Origin of the sequence: Chthonobacter albigriseus (assembly GCF_013839445.1) — a bacterium.
Classification (GTDB): Bacteria; Pseudomonadota; Alphaproteobacteria; order Rhizobiales; family Pleomorphomonadaceae; genus Chthonobacter; species Chthonobacter albigriseus.
In genome coordinates this window covers 465493-478575 of the sequence record NZ_JACDIT010000001.1, presented here as the reverse complement: position 1 = coordinate 478575, position 13083 = coordinate 465493, and the positions used below count along the sequence as shown (strand labels likewise).

Genomic DNA, 13083 nt, shown 5'->3' with positions numbered 1-13083 from the left:
GGCGCGCCCGTCCGCCGGGCGACAACGGCATCGATTTCGGAGTTAATGTGAGAGCCTGTTTCGACAGCCGGGAGAGCGACCAGACCGACTTTTGAAACAGGCTCAGAGGTGTCTAGGTCCGACGACAAGCTTCCTCCAAACGGTTCCAGCCGCAGGGCCAAACATGCGCAGTGATCTGACCAGCCGCTACACCATCGGCGAGCCCGCCCACGAGAACGAGTTCGTCGTCTATCCGGCGACCGACACCCGCACTGGATGGTCCGTCTTCATCGTCACGCCGGACGTCGGGCTGAAGGCCGACAAGGTACGCGCCGACCGTGTCTGGACCTCGGTCAACGAAGCCAAGTTCCTGCAGCAGCAGCGCTTCGTGGAGATCGTCGACCTCCTGCCCCCGGTGCCGGGCGACGACAACTTCTACATTGTCGAGAAGCGCCCCTCCAAGACGCTGCGCGACTACTTCGAGGAGCACGAGGCGATCGCCTTCGACCGGGCGACGGAGGTGATCGGCCACATCCTGGAGGGCGTCGCCACCCTGCACGGCGTCGGCTACGCCCACAACGCCCTGACCGACCAGTGCATCTACGTCTCGGAGGACTTCTCCGGCCTCCAGGTGCGGCTTGGCGACCTGCACCTCATCTCCCGGACCGGCGAACCGATCATCCCGCCCTACGCCCCCGAGTTCGCCGCCCCGGAGCTCTACCGGACCGGACGCATCGAGGCCTCCGCCTCCGCGGACGTTTATTCCGTCGGCATGCTCGCGTACAAGCTGCTGCTGCCGCGCAGCACATATCGCGACGTCTTCTCCAACGTCTTCGCCTGGGAGGAGCCGCACCAGCGCGAGCAGATCTGGAAAAACCTGCACCTCGACCCGTCCATCGTGTTTCCGCGGCTGGAAACGCTGCTGCCCGGCTTTCCGGCTAATCTCGCCGCCTTCGTGGAGTCCCTGCTCGCCCGCGATCCCGCGCTCCGGCCGCGCGACTGCGTGGAGGCTCTCGGCCAGTTCCGCCAGCTCGGCGTGCTGCGGCTGGCGCCGACCGCCCACCTTCCCGAACGCGCCCCGGCGCCGCCGAAGCGCTCCTTCTGGACGCCGGCCAAGCTTGGCCTGGCGGCCGCCGCGCTGGTGATCTGGCTAGGGGCCGGCGCCGGCATCTACTTCAACTATTTCCACGTCCCGCAGGAGCTGATCGACCAGGTCGACGCCTGGCGCAAGGAGGCGGAGAACCGCAAGGCGAAGGCCACCGCCGCAGGCGTCCCCGCGCGCGGCGAGACCTCGCAGGCCAAGGCCTCCTTCGCAGCCGGCGCTTCCGCGCTCGACGAGGGCGTGACGCTGCAGACCGAAGGCGACTACGAGACAGCGCTCGCGAAGTTCGAGACCGCCGTGGACGATCTCGGCAATGCGCTGCTCGGCGCCGCTAGGGAGGATGCGGTCTCTGCCCGGGAGGCGGCGGCCAAGGCCGGCGGCGAACCCGCCCCGGCTTTCGCCGACGCAGCGACCAAGGTCGGCGACGCCGAGAAGGCGCTCGCCGCCGAAGACCTCGGGGCGGCGATCACGGCCTATCAGGCGGCCAAGACCGGCTTCGACACTCTCGCAACCGACCTCGGCAAGGTCGCGGAAGCCAAGACGCGGGCGACCGCCGCCAAGGACAAGGCGACCCGGATGGCGGCCGACGCGCTGCCCGCCTTCGCCCCCACTGCCACGGCCTTTGCAACGGCCGACACCGACGCGGCAGGCTGGAAGCTGCCTCCCGCCGCCGACGGCTTCGCCAAGGCCGCCGACGGTTTCGAGGCGCTCATCGCCGAGATCCTTGCCGCCAAGGACGAGGCGACGACGCTCCGGCAGAAGGTCGCCGACCTCGCCGCGACGATCGCCACCCGTCTCGGTCCGGAAGACCCGCTGCTGGCGGATGTGAAACCCCGGATCGCTTCGGCCGACGGCCGTTTCGAGGTCGAGGCCTTCAAGGCGGCGGTCGCGGAGTACGGGCCTATCGCGGCCGATCTGGAACGGCTGATCGCGTCGGGATTCTGCCCCGCCGGCGAGGGCGTCGCCTTCGAACGGCTGGACGCGGGCGCCTACTCCCTTTCCAACGTCCGACTGATGACCTCGTCGCTGTCCTCCATGGGCCCCATGCTGGGTGTCAGCGGCAGCGACGCCAAGATCGGCAAGCCGCTCTGCGTCCAGCCCCGGCTGGCGCGGAGGGCGGACATCGCCGGCTTCCTCGCCGCCTCGGGCAACGCGGCGGAGGCGGAAGCCTACCGAAGCGAACCCGACGCGCCGGCCACCGATGTGCCCTGGACGGTGGCCGAAAGCTACCTCGCCTGGCTGTCCGATCAGTTGAAGACGCCCGTGCGCCTGCCGACTGCGGCCGAATGGATGGTCGACGCCTCGCGGCGCCCGCCCGATCCGCTCGCCACCAACGACTTCGTGCTGGAGTGGACCTCCACCCCCTGCGAGGGCGGCGGCTATGTCGGCTTCCTGCGCGAAACGGAGACCACTTTCGCGGTCTGCTCCGATCCGGCTACCGGCGGCGTCTTTCGCCCGGTGGCCGACGTCCGTTGACGGATCCGGCGGTCGGCGCATCCGCTGGCCGCCCCCGGTTGTTCCTCACAACGCCTATTCCTCGGCGGCCTCGGCCAGCGCGGTCTCTACCGACAGCTTGCGTTCGAGCACGAACTGCGCGGCGGAGCAGTTGATGTCCGGCACCGTCTCGTAGGCCTGCCGGTAGTATCGTCCGGCGGTCAGCAGATTGCCGTTGATCTCCGCCGCCAGACCCGCCAGGGCGGCGCTCCGATAGGCGTCCGCGATCGGGGCGACCGCCGCCGCAAGGCCCGCTTCGTCGGCCGGTTCGTCCGTCAGCGCCAGCTTCCCGTAGGACGCGGCCGGCGTGGCCGACGTGCCGACGGCCACCGCGCCCCGGAAGCTCGCCTCTGAGCGGGCGCGCAGCCTGCGGGCACTGGTCAGGCATTCCGTGATGCCCTCCGCCTGCTCCCGGATCATCGTTGCCGAAGGCGCATTGCCCCCTTCGTCGTCCGAGCCGAGGATCGTCATCGCCACGCCGGCCATCATCCCGAGATAGAGCACGCCGATCGCGCCGAGAAACGCGGGGTTCTTCAACAGCGGCTTCTTGGCGGGCTTCTCGCCGGCCGGATCCGTCCCGCGCGCGGCGCCCGCGTCCCCGGGCGCCCCCGGCTTGGCGTTTTCCGTCGGCGTCGGCCCTTTGGTGACGAACTGGAACTCCACCGCGGTGCCGAACTGGAGAACGTCCCCGGGCTTGAGCGTCGCGGTCTGCAGCACAGGCTGGCCGCCGAGCAGGATCGGGTTGAGGCCCATGCGCCGGACGACGAAGGCGCCGTCCTTCTGGCGCTCGATCCGGGCGTGGCTGGGCGCGAGATAGGCGTCGTCCACCACGACGTCGGCATCCGATCCGCGACCGATGGTCAGCATCGGCTTGTCGAGGATGATCGTGCGCGTCCGGCCGGCCGGTCCGGTCTGGATCAGGCGGGGCTTGGATCCGGAGAAGAGGGAGAAGATCGCCACGTCAGAACATCCCGCTTGTCGTCATTTCAACCACCGCCGGCGACAGCACCAGGAGAAGGATCGACACCACGATCAGCATCGCGGGCATCACGATCTTGGCGCGCAACTGCTCGCTGGCCCGTTCCGCCTTCTCCCAGCGCCGGAACCGGAGGTCCCGCGCGTGTTCGCGCAGAAGCTCCAGCCGGTTCGATCCCTCGATCTCGCCCTGGATCACGGCCCGGATCACGCGGACGACCTCCTCGGCGGTCAGCCGGCGCTCCAGGCGCTGCAGCGCTTCGATGACGCCCGTGCCGAGCCCGATGTCCTTCAGCACCTGGTCGATCTCCTCGGCCATCGCCGTGTCCGGCGCGGCTTCCGCATAGAGCCGCAGGCTCTCCGGCAGGGTGGCCTGGGCTTGCTGCGTCATCACCACGAGGTCGAGGAAATAGGGAAACTCCCGCGAGATCCGGTCGCGCCGGGTATGCATCCGGTCGTCCACCAGCACCCAGAAGTAGACGGCCGGCAGCAGCCCGAGGATCAGGCCGGCCAGGAACCCGCCGATCGGGTTGCCGAGCGCCAGTCCGAACAGCACGCCGAGCACCACCGCGCCGAGCACGGCCATGACGATCAGGAGGGCGATGTACTCCTCGCCGGTGATGCCGCCGAACGGCCGCCCCGCATAGACCAGCTTCTGGTCGATGGAGCGCCCAGGCCCGGCGATCACGCCGCCGAAGCGGGCGAGCAGGAACTCCACAGGATTGCGCAGGCCGAGGTTGTCGACGAGGTTCGGCGGCGGCGGTTCGCCGACGAAGGATCGCCGCACCGCCGCGGCCTTGGCCGCGAGTTCGGCGAGCCACCAGACCAGGAAGGCGACCGCGAGGCCTGCGAGGGCGGCGCTGATCGGCAGGAGGGGGAGGGCGGCCGGCATCAGACGGAGATCCTCATCATGGCGCGCATCCAGAAGAAGCCGATCGCATAGAGCACCACGCCGATGGCGAAGACGACGATGCCGATGATTGAGCTGAACACCTTGTCGATCAGCTCCGGTTGGCCGAGGAAGATCATCAGCAGCATGAAGGCCGCCCCGCCGTTGACGACGAGGAAGTTCATCCGCGCCTGGGACGACGACGTGCGGATCTTCTGGTCCAGTTTCCAGATTTCCTTGAAGCTCTTGGACATCTCGCTGAGCGGTTCGGCGATGTCGCCACCCTGCCTGGCGAACAGCGCGAGCGCCGCGTCCACCATCTTGAAATGCAGGCTGGGAACGCTGCGTCCGTGCCGGTCGAGCGCCTCGACCAGGCCGACGCCGAGCTTCTGTTCGCGGGCGACGCGCTCGAACTCGTGCCCGATCGGCATCACGCCGCTCTCCGCCACCACGCCGATCGCGGTGCCGAGCGGCTTGGAGGAGCGCACCGCCGAAACGATCTGGTCGACGGCATAGGGCAGCTGCGCCTCGATCCTCAGCCAGCGCCGTTCCAGCAGGTACTTCAGCACCATCTTGGGCACGGCGATCGCGAGCGGCGTCACGAAAAGCGCGACGATCGCGCTGCCGAGGAGAAACGAGCCAAGGGTGAAGATGACGACCGCAGCCAGGATGTAGGCGACGATCATCGCCCAGTTCGGCACCGTCTCGTAGCCGAACACCTGCGCGGCTTCGCCGGCGAGCGCCGTGTCCTTCTCGGTCAGCCGCAGCAGCGGCTCCGGCCAGCGGTATTCCAGCCCCGTGAGGGCCAGGGCCACGGCCACGCCTGTCAGGAGTGCGGCGGCAATCTGCATGATCTGGATCGGGTCCATGGCTGCCTCCCCCTTCAGGCGAACATGTCGAGTGCAGGACTATCGCCGGCGTCGCCCACCGGGGCGATCTCGGCGACGAAGGTCGGCAGATAACCGGTGAACCCGTGCTCGCCCTCGGTACCGGCCGTCATCACCAGCTTGTAGATCGGTTCCACGATGATCAGCTGGGTCTCCGGATCGATGCCGATCACTTCGGAGATCTCGGTGACGCAGCGCCGTCCGCTCGCCAGGCGATTGAGCTGGACCACCATGTCCACCGCGGCCACGATCTGCTGGCGGATCGCCATAACCGGCAGCGACGACTGGCCTTGCAGCACCATCACCTCCAGGCGGGTCATCATGTCCTGCGGAGTGTTGGCATGCGCCGTGGTCATCGAGCCCGCGTGGCCGGTGTTCATGGCCTGCAGCATGTCGATCGCCTCCTCGCCGCGACACTCGCCGACGACGATCCGGTCCGGCCGCATGCGCAGCGCGTTCTTGACGAGGTCGCGGATGGTGACGCTGTTCTCGCCCTCCGCCGTCTTCGGGCGGGACTGGAGGTAGACGACGTGGATGCCGTCGAGCTGCAGTTCGGAGGTATCTTCCACCGCCACCACCCGCTCGCCGTTGGGGATGAACTGCGAGAGGCCGTTGAGGAGCGTCGTCTTGCCCGAGCCGGTGCCGCCGGACACCACGATGTTTTTGCGCGCCCGGACGCACGCTTCCAGGAAGGCCCGCATCGGTTCGCTAAGCGCGCCGGCGGTGACCAGCTTGCGCATGTCGAGGCGCGACTTGCCGCCGAACTTGCGGATCGTCAGGCAGGCGCCCTTCACCGCCAGCGGCGGGATCACCGCGTTGACGCGCGAGCCGTCCGGCATGCGGAAGTCGGCCATCGCTTGGCTTTCGTTGATAGACCGGTTGCTGTCGGCGGCGATCCGTTCGATCACCTTCATCAGCTGGCGCTCGCTGGCGAAGGCGAAGGGGTAGCGCTCCAGGAGGCCGAACTTCTCCACGTAGATCTCGTCGAACCGCGTGACCATGATCTCCGAGATCACGTCGAGATCCATCAGTTCGGAGATCGGCCCCCACCGGTACATGATGTCTTCGATGTTTGCCCGGATGTGCGCGTGTGCGATCTCCAGCCGGTCGTGCGTGGTGAAGATGTTCTGGCGGGCCTGGAACATCTCGAAGAACTTGGTGTCGAGCTTGTTGAAGTCGGCCGCCGTGGTTTCGAACGAGAGCTTCAGCCCCAGCCCGCTGGCGAGCGCCTTGCCAACCTCGAACAGGCGGCGGTGGTCGCTCTCCTCCCGCGCCACGATGGCCGCCTCGCTGGCGCCGCGGCGGGTTGTGCGGGCGATCCGGCGGGCGAGGAAGCGGTAGACGGCGTTCTTCACGACCAGCAGCACGAGATCCGCCGGCGCCGACTGGATCGCGTTGCCGATGAAGGCGTCGAGGCGTTCGCGGATCCGCTGGCGGGTCTCGTCGCGCCCGAAGTCGGACGACTTCACCAGCCGGTCGTACTGGGTGTCCTTCAGCAGCTGCTCGTGGATCTCCATCTGGAACGCCAGCACTCGCTCCTGGTCCGGAAACAGGGTGACGACCTCGCTGGCCGTTGTCGCCTCCAGGATCTCGATCGTGACGTTCGGCACCCAGAGCTGCATGCCCGGCGCCACCTTGGCCGGGACGCCCGCCTTCAGCGGCTGGTCGTTCAGCCGGGTAGGATTGCGGCCGTAGTGCGCCACCTCGATCCCGCCGAGGGTCCGGCGCAGCACGAACTGCAACGGCGAAACGTGGTTGCTCTGCAGCACCACCGACGCGGCCCGCTCCGGGATCGTCGCCGTCGAGCCCGGGCTGACGAAATAGGTCTCGTCCGCGTTCAGCGTCATGACCTCGACCCCGGGCCGGTCGTCGTAGGAGATCTTCAGCTGCATGGCTCCCTCCCCGGGGGCGATCACATCTTCGTCCAGTTCACGCTCGGCAGTTCTTCCACCTTGGTGTCGGCCGGATTGCGAAGAACGAGGTTCAGGAGCCCGTCCGTCTGCCGCATGGCGAAGATCAGGAGCTCGGCTTCCGCCGGCGTCACCTCGATCGTCACGTGGCTGTAGGCCTGGTCGGAGTTGGCCACCGCCCGCGACGTGGTGGCGTTTCCGACCGCCAGAACCCGGACGTTCTGCAGGAAGGTGCGGGTCACCACGCGGGTCCGGCGTCCGATGCCGGCCTGGAAGTCCTGCTGCGCCTGCTGGTAGTCCAGGTAGGCCTCGGGTGTCTCGACCCCGCCCGTCACCGCTCCCGCCGCCGTCTGCGCCGCCATCAGGTCCTTCAGCGTCTGCCCCAGCGGGCTGTCGGGCGCCGGCATGGTCTGGGCGTTCGCGGCCGGCGCTTCCGGCTTCGCGGCCGGCGCGGCTGCGGCCGGCGGAACGGTCGGCGGCGGGGCGGGCGCCACCGGCTCGTTGATCGTCCCGATCACGTCGATGTAGCTGCCCGGCTCCACGAAGCCGCCCACCGATTCCGCCTCGCCGACGGGCAGCGTCAGCGCGCGTTTGCCCGGCGTGATCATCGTCGTCAGCCGGCCGCCGTTGCTGTCGTCGAAGAACTGGAACAGCAGCACCGACCCCGCGGGAATGTCCGTCGACGCGGTGCGGTCCTTCAACCATTCCAGCTGTGCGTCCGCCGCCGGCAGCGCGAGGTTGACCAGGAGGCCGAAGCTTTCCGGCAGTTCCACCGGATCGTCCAGCATGTCCTCGGTGATCGCCTGCCCCCGCGCGACGGCCACGTCCGGCCGCAGCTTCATGAACAGGTAGGCGGTCTGCTCGTTCTTGACGCCCTGCATCCAGACGTAGATGAGGGCGGCGGACGCCAAGCCCGCCACGATCGCGACGATCAGTTTCCAATTCATCGAGACGTCCCCCCGGCCAGTGGCTCGCGGATGTGAATGACTTCGACAACCTCGCCGGGCACCGCACCGGCAGTATAGAGCACATCCGCTTCTTCCGCGGCCCTTCGTGCGCGAAGCGCGGTTATTCCGGCCGTTCCGGCGGCGGTCGCCTCCACGGTGAAGCCGGCCTGCGAAAGGAGCACCGCCCGCCGCTCGGCCCAGGCCCGCGCGGCCACCGGTGCACGGACCACGACGCTGCGTGAGCGATGGCCGTCGCCTTCGTCGCTAAGATCCATGAGAACGGTCGCGCCCGCCGGCGGCTTCAGCGCTGCCGGGATCTCGTCGGCGTCAGGCGCGGCGGCGAAAGCCGCCAGCATGCCCGTCGTATCGTCCATGCTGCTCATCAGGACGTCGGTACGGTCCGCGCCGGCCGGGCGCCGCAGCGTCACCACGGTTGCCGGGATCGGACCCGGCTTGCCGCCTTTGGCCGTCGCCTGCACGTGGGCCATCGCCTTCCGCCCGTCGCCGTCGAAGAACTGGACCACGGTCGCGAACTCGTCGGAGAGCACGGCGACCTTCGGCGGCAGGAAGGCGAGCGCCACGGCGGCCTGCGCGCTCTGCTCCGCATCCGCCCCGTCATAGGGGATCGGCACGATGGCCCCTTGAAGCGTCCGCGACCAGTCCGTGGCGAGGTCCGCGACGGGCCGGTCGCTCGAATAGGGCGCGAAGGAGAGCGGCTGCCCGTTGACCAGCAGCGCCCGCGGCGCCCGCTCCGGCGCGCCCAGAAGCTCTGCCAGAGCGCCGCCCATCGACGTGGTCGCGGCCGCGTAGACCTCCGCGAAACTGGTCCGGGCGGTCAGCGTCTCGCCCAGGCCGATGGCGAGCGCAGCGGCCGCCGCAAGCGACAGGAGGTGCCGGATCTTTCTGGTCGGTGTCACTTGTCCGCTCCCTTGAAGATGCCGTCATAGAGATCGCCGGCTTTCGGCGCCGCGTCGCGGATCTCGTCGCGCAGGACCTTGTCGTAGCCGTATTTCGACGGAGCCGATGCCGACGAGAACAGCGTCGCGTCGCCCACGGTGAAGCTGTCGTCCCACCGGAACGGCGTGAGGTTCTCCCGCGCCCCGAAGCGGTAGATCCGCGCCGCCTCCGCGGTGACGAGCATCGGCTCCTCCTTGCGCAGGTCGCGCGCGATATCCGACGAGGCGTCCGCCCCCTCCCGCTTCAGGTCGTCCCACACGAAGGTCCGGCGCGGATCGCCCTTGGCCTTGTCGGACCGCTCGCTGGAGCAGGCGATCGCATCCCTGCCGGTCAGCCGGGCGACCGAGATCGGCAGCGCCGGCACGAAGTCCGGGAACATGCGCGTCATGTCGCTGGTGCATTCCATCCCGTTCGCCTCGGCGAAGGCGGCATTCCGGATCTGGGTGACGGTGTCCACCTTCTTGGTCATCAGCTGGTTGCCGTGCTTCACGAAGAGCACGATCAAGAGGATGATCGGCGCGGCGAGGATGAATTCCATCGACGCCAGGCCCCGCTCGTCCCGCTCCAGCCGCCGGGCGAACCGGCGCATCCGGGCGAGCACGCCGGCCTCAGTGGGTGTTGACGGCTTTCCAGGCATCGTCGCCCCCTCTGTCGAGCGCTGCGGTGAGGTTCTGGAAGCTCCGCGCGGCGGGGCTCCGCTTGATGGTGGCCGACACCGCGGTGGCGCGGTTCATGTGGCTGGCCGGGACCAGCATGGCGAGCCAGTCCTGCGTGTAGAGGTCGAAGGCCGTCGGATTGTGGATCCAGCTTTCCGCGACCGCGTAGGCCGAGGCGGTCTTGTCCTTGAAGAGCTGCGTCTGCAGGCGGGCCCGCGGTTGGCGCGAGACGATCGCCAGCGTCCGATAGTCCGTCAGCCGGTCGGACATCAAGTTGGCGGTGAACGGATCGATCGCGTAGACCGGGCGGCCCTTCAGCCAGTAGGGATCGGCCAGGATCTTGCCCACGAAGGGCAGCGAGCCGCCGCGGCAGACCGCCGTCCAGAAGGTGTCGAACTTGCGCGTGAAGTCGTTCTCCTTGGCGGTCTGTTCGTCTTCGTAGCGCGGCGGGACGTCAATCGGCAGCTGGAACGGGTTGATGACGCCGAGGTCGATGCCCAGCAGGTCTTCCATGGCGAACGTTGCCACGTCGATGAAGACATCGGTGATGTCGACTTCGAAGCCGAAGATGCTGACCTTCTTTTTCGGCGCGAACTGCTCCAGGATCGCACTGAACGGGACCTTCGTGTAGTAGGCCGGTCCGAACGCCTCGTACCAGATGTAGAAGAACGGCAGCTCGGTATCCGTTTCGCCGATGTCGTTGACGAAGTCCCGGATCGGGCGGTTGTCGATGCCGCCGGCCGACTGCGGCCCCTTGTTCATCGCATAGCCGCGGTCGGAGAAGCCGGTCCGCACGGCGACGCTGACGGGTCCGATCGCCACGCCCCTGGAGCCCGCCTGCATCGCATCGCAGAACTCCTGGTAGGCGACGGCCTTTTCCAGCGCCCCGTTGTCGACCGGGAGGTCGCCGCCCTGACCTTCCTGGCTGGACCGGCAGCCGCCGGCCTTCTTGCAGGGCGGATGGTAGACCAGGTGGTCCGCATCGTTCGCCTTGACGAGATGCAGCCCCTCGGTGGCGACCCGCTCGGGAAAGCTCTTCACGAGGTAGTCGTTCATCGCGTCCATGGCGGCGATGATGTCGGTTGCCTTGCCGGCGACCGAGTCCGGATGGATCGGCGTCGGGATCGGCCGGTAGTCCTCCATGGCCGAAAGAACGTAGGCGGCCGCCCGCGCGGCGCCGATGCCGCGGAACACCTGGAATCCCGTGCAGGCCGCCTGGATGAAGCCGCCGATCAGAGGGATCTTGCCCCAGGTCGGGCAGTAGGGCGCGAACAGCGGGGCGGGTCCGAACCCGTCGGTGGCCGAGTATTCGACGAGCTTGGCGGCGATCACGCCCGACCGGACGGCGAGTTCCGCCAGAGTCACTCCGTAGGCGACGGACGTGGCGGCGACCACGGTCGCCTGCGCCGAGCCGATGTTGTTCATCGCCATGACGTTGAGGTAGCGCGCACCCCATTCGGCCTGCACCAGCGCAGCGGCGTCGGCAGTGTTCTGGGTGCGCTGCTTATCGGCAACCAGCTGGCCCGTGTTGAGGATCCAGACGATCATGTAGGCGAGGCCGATCGCCAGGAAGAGGATCAGCGGCGAGATCAGGCCGCGCTCGTCGCGGTGGAGGCGTTGAAGAAAGGTGCTCATAGCAGCGACACCTCCGCCCGGGAAACCGTGTAGTAGTTGCCATCCGACCGCTGGCCGTCGGCGAACACCCATCCGGCATAGTCGAGGAGAAGGAAGCGGGCTTCCACGGTGGCCGTCACCGGCACGTGCGGCGACCGAACGAGGCGGGCGTAGGTCGCCATCGGCGCACGCTTCACGGTGACCTTCACGTTCTGCTTGTCGAACATGTAGCGCGCCTGCCGCGTCATCGCCGTCGTCAGCGAGAACTGGCCGGTGGTGTTGAACACCGCCTGCAGCACGCCGGCCGGATAGGCGCAGCCGGATGAGCAGCGAACGTTCCTGTAGGGCGCCGCCGGGATCAGCGCGACGCGGGCAGCGGTATCCGCCCGGCCGGCCGCCAGCGAGTCCTTGCACGGCATCTTGTTGATGAGGTCGGCGACACCGAGCGGCAGCAGCGGGCAGAACTGCACCCGCGCGCTGCGGGCCGCCTGGTAGGCGGCATAGTGGGTGAACAGGTGGTTCTTCGCCAGGATGGCGAACTGGAACACCATGAACATGAAGAGGACGAAGATCGGCGTGACGAGCACCATGTCGACAGCGGTCACGCTCCCCGCGTCATCGGCGAGGAGGCTCCGCTTCGCCCGCCGGCGCGGCAGCATCCGAAGGGTCAGTCCCGCCCCGACGAGGAGGACGACGGCCGCAGCGGCCACCCCGGCCAGAGCGCCGGACGGCTGCCAGAAGCTCGGCGACCGCACGAGGGCGGCCAGGAAGGCGCTGTCGAGGAGCGAACTGTCGGCCGGCGACATGATTGGTCACCTCACGAGGGCGAGGGGCGTGTAGTCGGGAAAGAGGACGCACCAGAGCAGACCGCCCGCTGCTGCGGGCGCAAATCGGACCGAACGTCGCTCGGCCGGAGCCAGCGACAGCACCGCCGATTTCAGTCCTGCCGGGATCAGCAGGAAGAACAGGCTGAAGGCCTGCAGGAGCCAGACCGGATCGAGCCGCCGCAGCATCGAGATCACCGCAAGGACGCCGCCGACAAGCAGCGCCGCCAAGGTGAGGTCCATCGCCTGCGGCATCCCGACGATGGCGCCCAGCGCGGCCATCAGCTTCACGTCGCCGCCCCCGCAGCTGCCCGCCGCGAAGGCCACCACGAAGACGGCCGAAGCGGCGAGCATCCCGAGAACCGATCCACCCAGCCCGACGAGGCCCCCGGTCAGACCGAGAACCAGTCCGGCGCCCAAAGACCCGTAGGTGAGCCAGTTGGGGATCCGCCCGGTGCGGTGATCGAACCACGCCGCCGGGGCGACGCAGGCGACGGCCAGGGCCGTCGCCAGGGGATCGTTGAGCGGGGCATAAAGCCAGTCCATCAGGAGCCTTCAGAGCGCCTTGGGGACGGTCTTGCTCTTGCCCTTCAGGTCGCTGTTCTGCTCCTTGAACCAGTCGCCGATCTGCTTTCCGAAGGCGATCAGCATCAGCAGCAGCGGGATGACGATCAGCGCGACCGCGAGAACGATCTGGGCCATGTCGCCGCGCTCGTCCTGGTGCAGCGCGTTGGCGAAGGACTTTACGGTGCTAAGCATTGGGGCAACCTTTCCTGTCACGAGTTGAGTAAACCGTTTCCGGACTTCGTCTAAACGACGCTTCTCCTCAGGAGAGCAACGAGACATTTT

12 protein-coding genes are annotated in these 13083 nt (G+C 68.2%); 1 reads left to right on the top strand and 11 read right to left on the bottom strand.

Features of this window, described 5'->3' with window-relative positions; all coding sequences use genetic code 11:
- The first annotated feature begins 163 nt into the window (after nt 1-163).
- Nucleotides 164-2557, top strand: coding sequence for a protein kinase domain-containing protein (locus HZ321_RS02135; RefSeq protein WP_181699750.1), 2394 nt, complete (start codon nt 164-166; stop codon nt 2555-2557).
- Between the two features lie 54 nt (nt 2558-2611).
- Here the strand turns inward: HZ321_RS02135 and HZ321_RS02130 are convergent, their stop codons facing one another.
- The 11 genes from HZ321_RS02130 to HZ321_RS02080 are packed head-to-tail and all read right to left on the bottom strand — an operon-like array spanning nt 2612 to nt 12993.
- On the bottom strand, nt 2612-3535 hold the full coding sequence (locus HZ321_RS02130) for an FHA domain-containing protein (protein WP_181699743.1): 924 nt from the start codon (nt 3533-3535) through the stop codon (nt 2612-2614).
- Nucleotide 3536: 1 nt separating this feature from the next.
- The gene (locus HZ321_RS02125; protein WP_181699741.1) at nt 3537-4442 is read right to left on the bottom strand and encodes a type II secretion system F family protein; all 906 of its coding nucleotides are present in this window, start codon (nt 4440-4442) and stop codon (nt 3537-3539) included.
- Nucleotides 4442-5308 carry a type II secretion system F family protein gene (locus HZ321_RS02120; protein WP_244635532.1) on the bottom strand — a complete coding sequence of 289 codons (867 nt, stop codon included), beginning with the start codon at nt 5306-5308 and terminating at the stop codon, nt 4442-4444. The genes HZ321_RS02125 and HZ321_RS02120 overlap by 1 nt, the downstream gene beginning before the upstream one ends.
- Nucleotides 5309-5322: 14 nt before the next feature.
- Nucleotides 5323-7218, bottom strand: coding sequence for a TadA family conjugal transfer-associated ATPase (locus HZ321_RS02115; protein WP_181699739.1), 1896 nt, complete (start codon nt 7216-7218; stop codon nt 5323-5325).
- A gap of 20 nt (nt 7219-7238) precedes the next feature.
- On the bottom strand, nt 7239-8183 hold the full coding sequence (gene cpaB / locus HZ321_RS02110) for a Flp pilus assembly protein CpaB (RefSeq protein ID WP_181699737.1): 945 nt from the start codon (nt 8181-8183) through the stop codon (nt 7239-7241).
- Nucleotides 8180-9100, bottom strand: a complete 921-nt coding sequence (locus HZ321_RS02105; protein WP_181699735.1) for a hypothetical protein — start codon at nt 9098-9100, stop codon at nt 8180-8182. The genes cpaB and HZ321_RS02105 overlap by 4 nt, the downstream gene beginning before the upstream one ends.
- A complete protein-coding gene (locus HZ321_RS02100) occupies nt 9097-9777 on the bottom strand; it encodes a TadE/TadG family type IV pilus assembly protein (protein ID WP_244635530.1) in 681 nt (226 codons plus the stop codon). Before HZ321_RS02100 ends, HZ321_RS02105 begins: the two co-directional genes overlap by 4 nt.
- On the bottom strand, nt 9749-11431 hold the full coding sequence (locus HZ321_RS02095; protein ID WP_181699733.1) for a TadE/TadG family type IV pilus assembly protein: 1683 nt from the start codon (nt 11429-11431) through the stop codon (nt 9749-9751). Before HZ321_RS02095 ends, HZ321_RS02100 begins: the two co-directional genes overlap by 29 nt.
- The gene (locus tag HZ321_RS02090; RefSeq protein ID WP_181699731.1) at nt 11428-12216 is read right to left on the bottom strand and encodes a TadE family protein; all 789 of its coding nucleotides are present in this window, start codon (nt 12214-12216) and stop codon (nt 11428-11430) included. Before HZ321_RS02090 ends, HZ321_RS02095 begins: the two co-directional genes overlap by 4 nt.
- A gap of 6 nt (nt 12217-12222) precedes the next feature.
- Complete coding sequence (locus HZ321_RS02085; protein ID WP_181699729.1) at nt 12223-12780, bottom strand: A24 family peptidase; 558 nt, start codon at nt 12778-12780, stop codon at nt 12223-12225.
- A 9-nt stretch (nt 12781-12789) separates the two neighbouring features.
- Entirely contained in the window at nt 12790-12993 is a 204-nt protein-coding gene (locus HZ321_RS02080) for a hypothetical protein (protein ID WP_181699727.1), read from the bottom strand.
- Between the last annotated feature and the right edge of the window lie 90 nt (nt 12994-13083).

What these genes read in the sequence shown, in the direction of transcription:
- HZ321_RS02135 (WP_181699750.1), top strand. Translation starts at nt 164, where the DNA reads ATGCGCAGTGATCTGACCAGCCGCTACACCATCGGCGAGCCCGCCCAC.
- HZ321_RS02125 (WP_181699741.1), bottom strand. Translation starts at nt 4,442, where the DNA reads ATGCCGGCCGCCCTCCCCCTCCTGCCGATCAGCGCCGCCCTCGCAGGC.
- HZ321_RS02120 (WP_244635532.1), bottom strand. Translation starts at nt 5,308, where the DNA reads ATGGACCCGATCCAGATCATGCAGATTGCCGCCGCACTCCTGACAGGC.
- HZ321_RS02115 (WP_181699739.1), bottom strand. Translation starts at nt 7,218, where the DNA reads ATGCAGCTGAAGATCTCCTACGACGACCGGCCCGGGGTCGAGGTCATG.
- cpaB (WP_181699737.1), bottom strand. Translation starts at nt 8,183, where the DNA reads ATGAATTGGAAACTGATCGTCGCGATCGTGGCGGGCTTGGCGTCCGCC.
- HZ321_RS02100 (WP_244635530.1), bottom strand. Translation starts at nt 9,777, where the DNA reads ATGCCTGGAAAGCCGTCAACACCCACTGAGGCCGGCGTGCTCGCCCGG.
- HZ321_RS02095 (WP_181699733.1), bottom strand. Translation starts at nt 11,431, where the DNA reads ATGAGCACCTTTCTTCAACGCCTCCACCGCGACGAGCGCGGCCTGATC.
- HZ321_RS02090 (WP_181699731.1), bottom strand. Translation starts at nt 12,216, where the DNA reads ATGTCGCCGGCCGACAGTTCGCTCCTCGACAGCGCCTTCCTGGCCGCC.
- HZ321_RS02085 (WP_181699729.1), bottom strand. Translation starts at nt 12,780, where the DNA reads ATGGACTGGCTTTATGCCCCGCTCAACGATCCCCTGGCGACGGCCCTG.
- HZ321_RS02080 (WP_181699727.1), bottom strand. Translation starts at nt 12,993, where the DNA reads ATGCTTAGCACCGTAAAGTCCTTCGCCAACGCGCTGCACCAGGACGAG.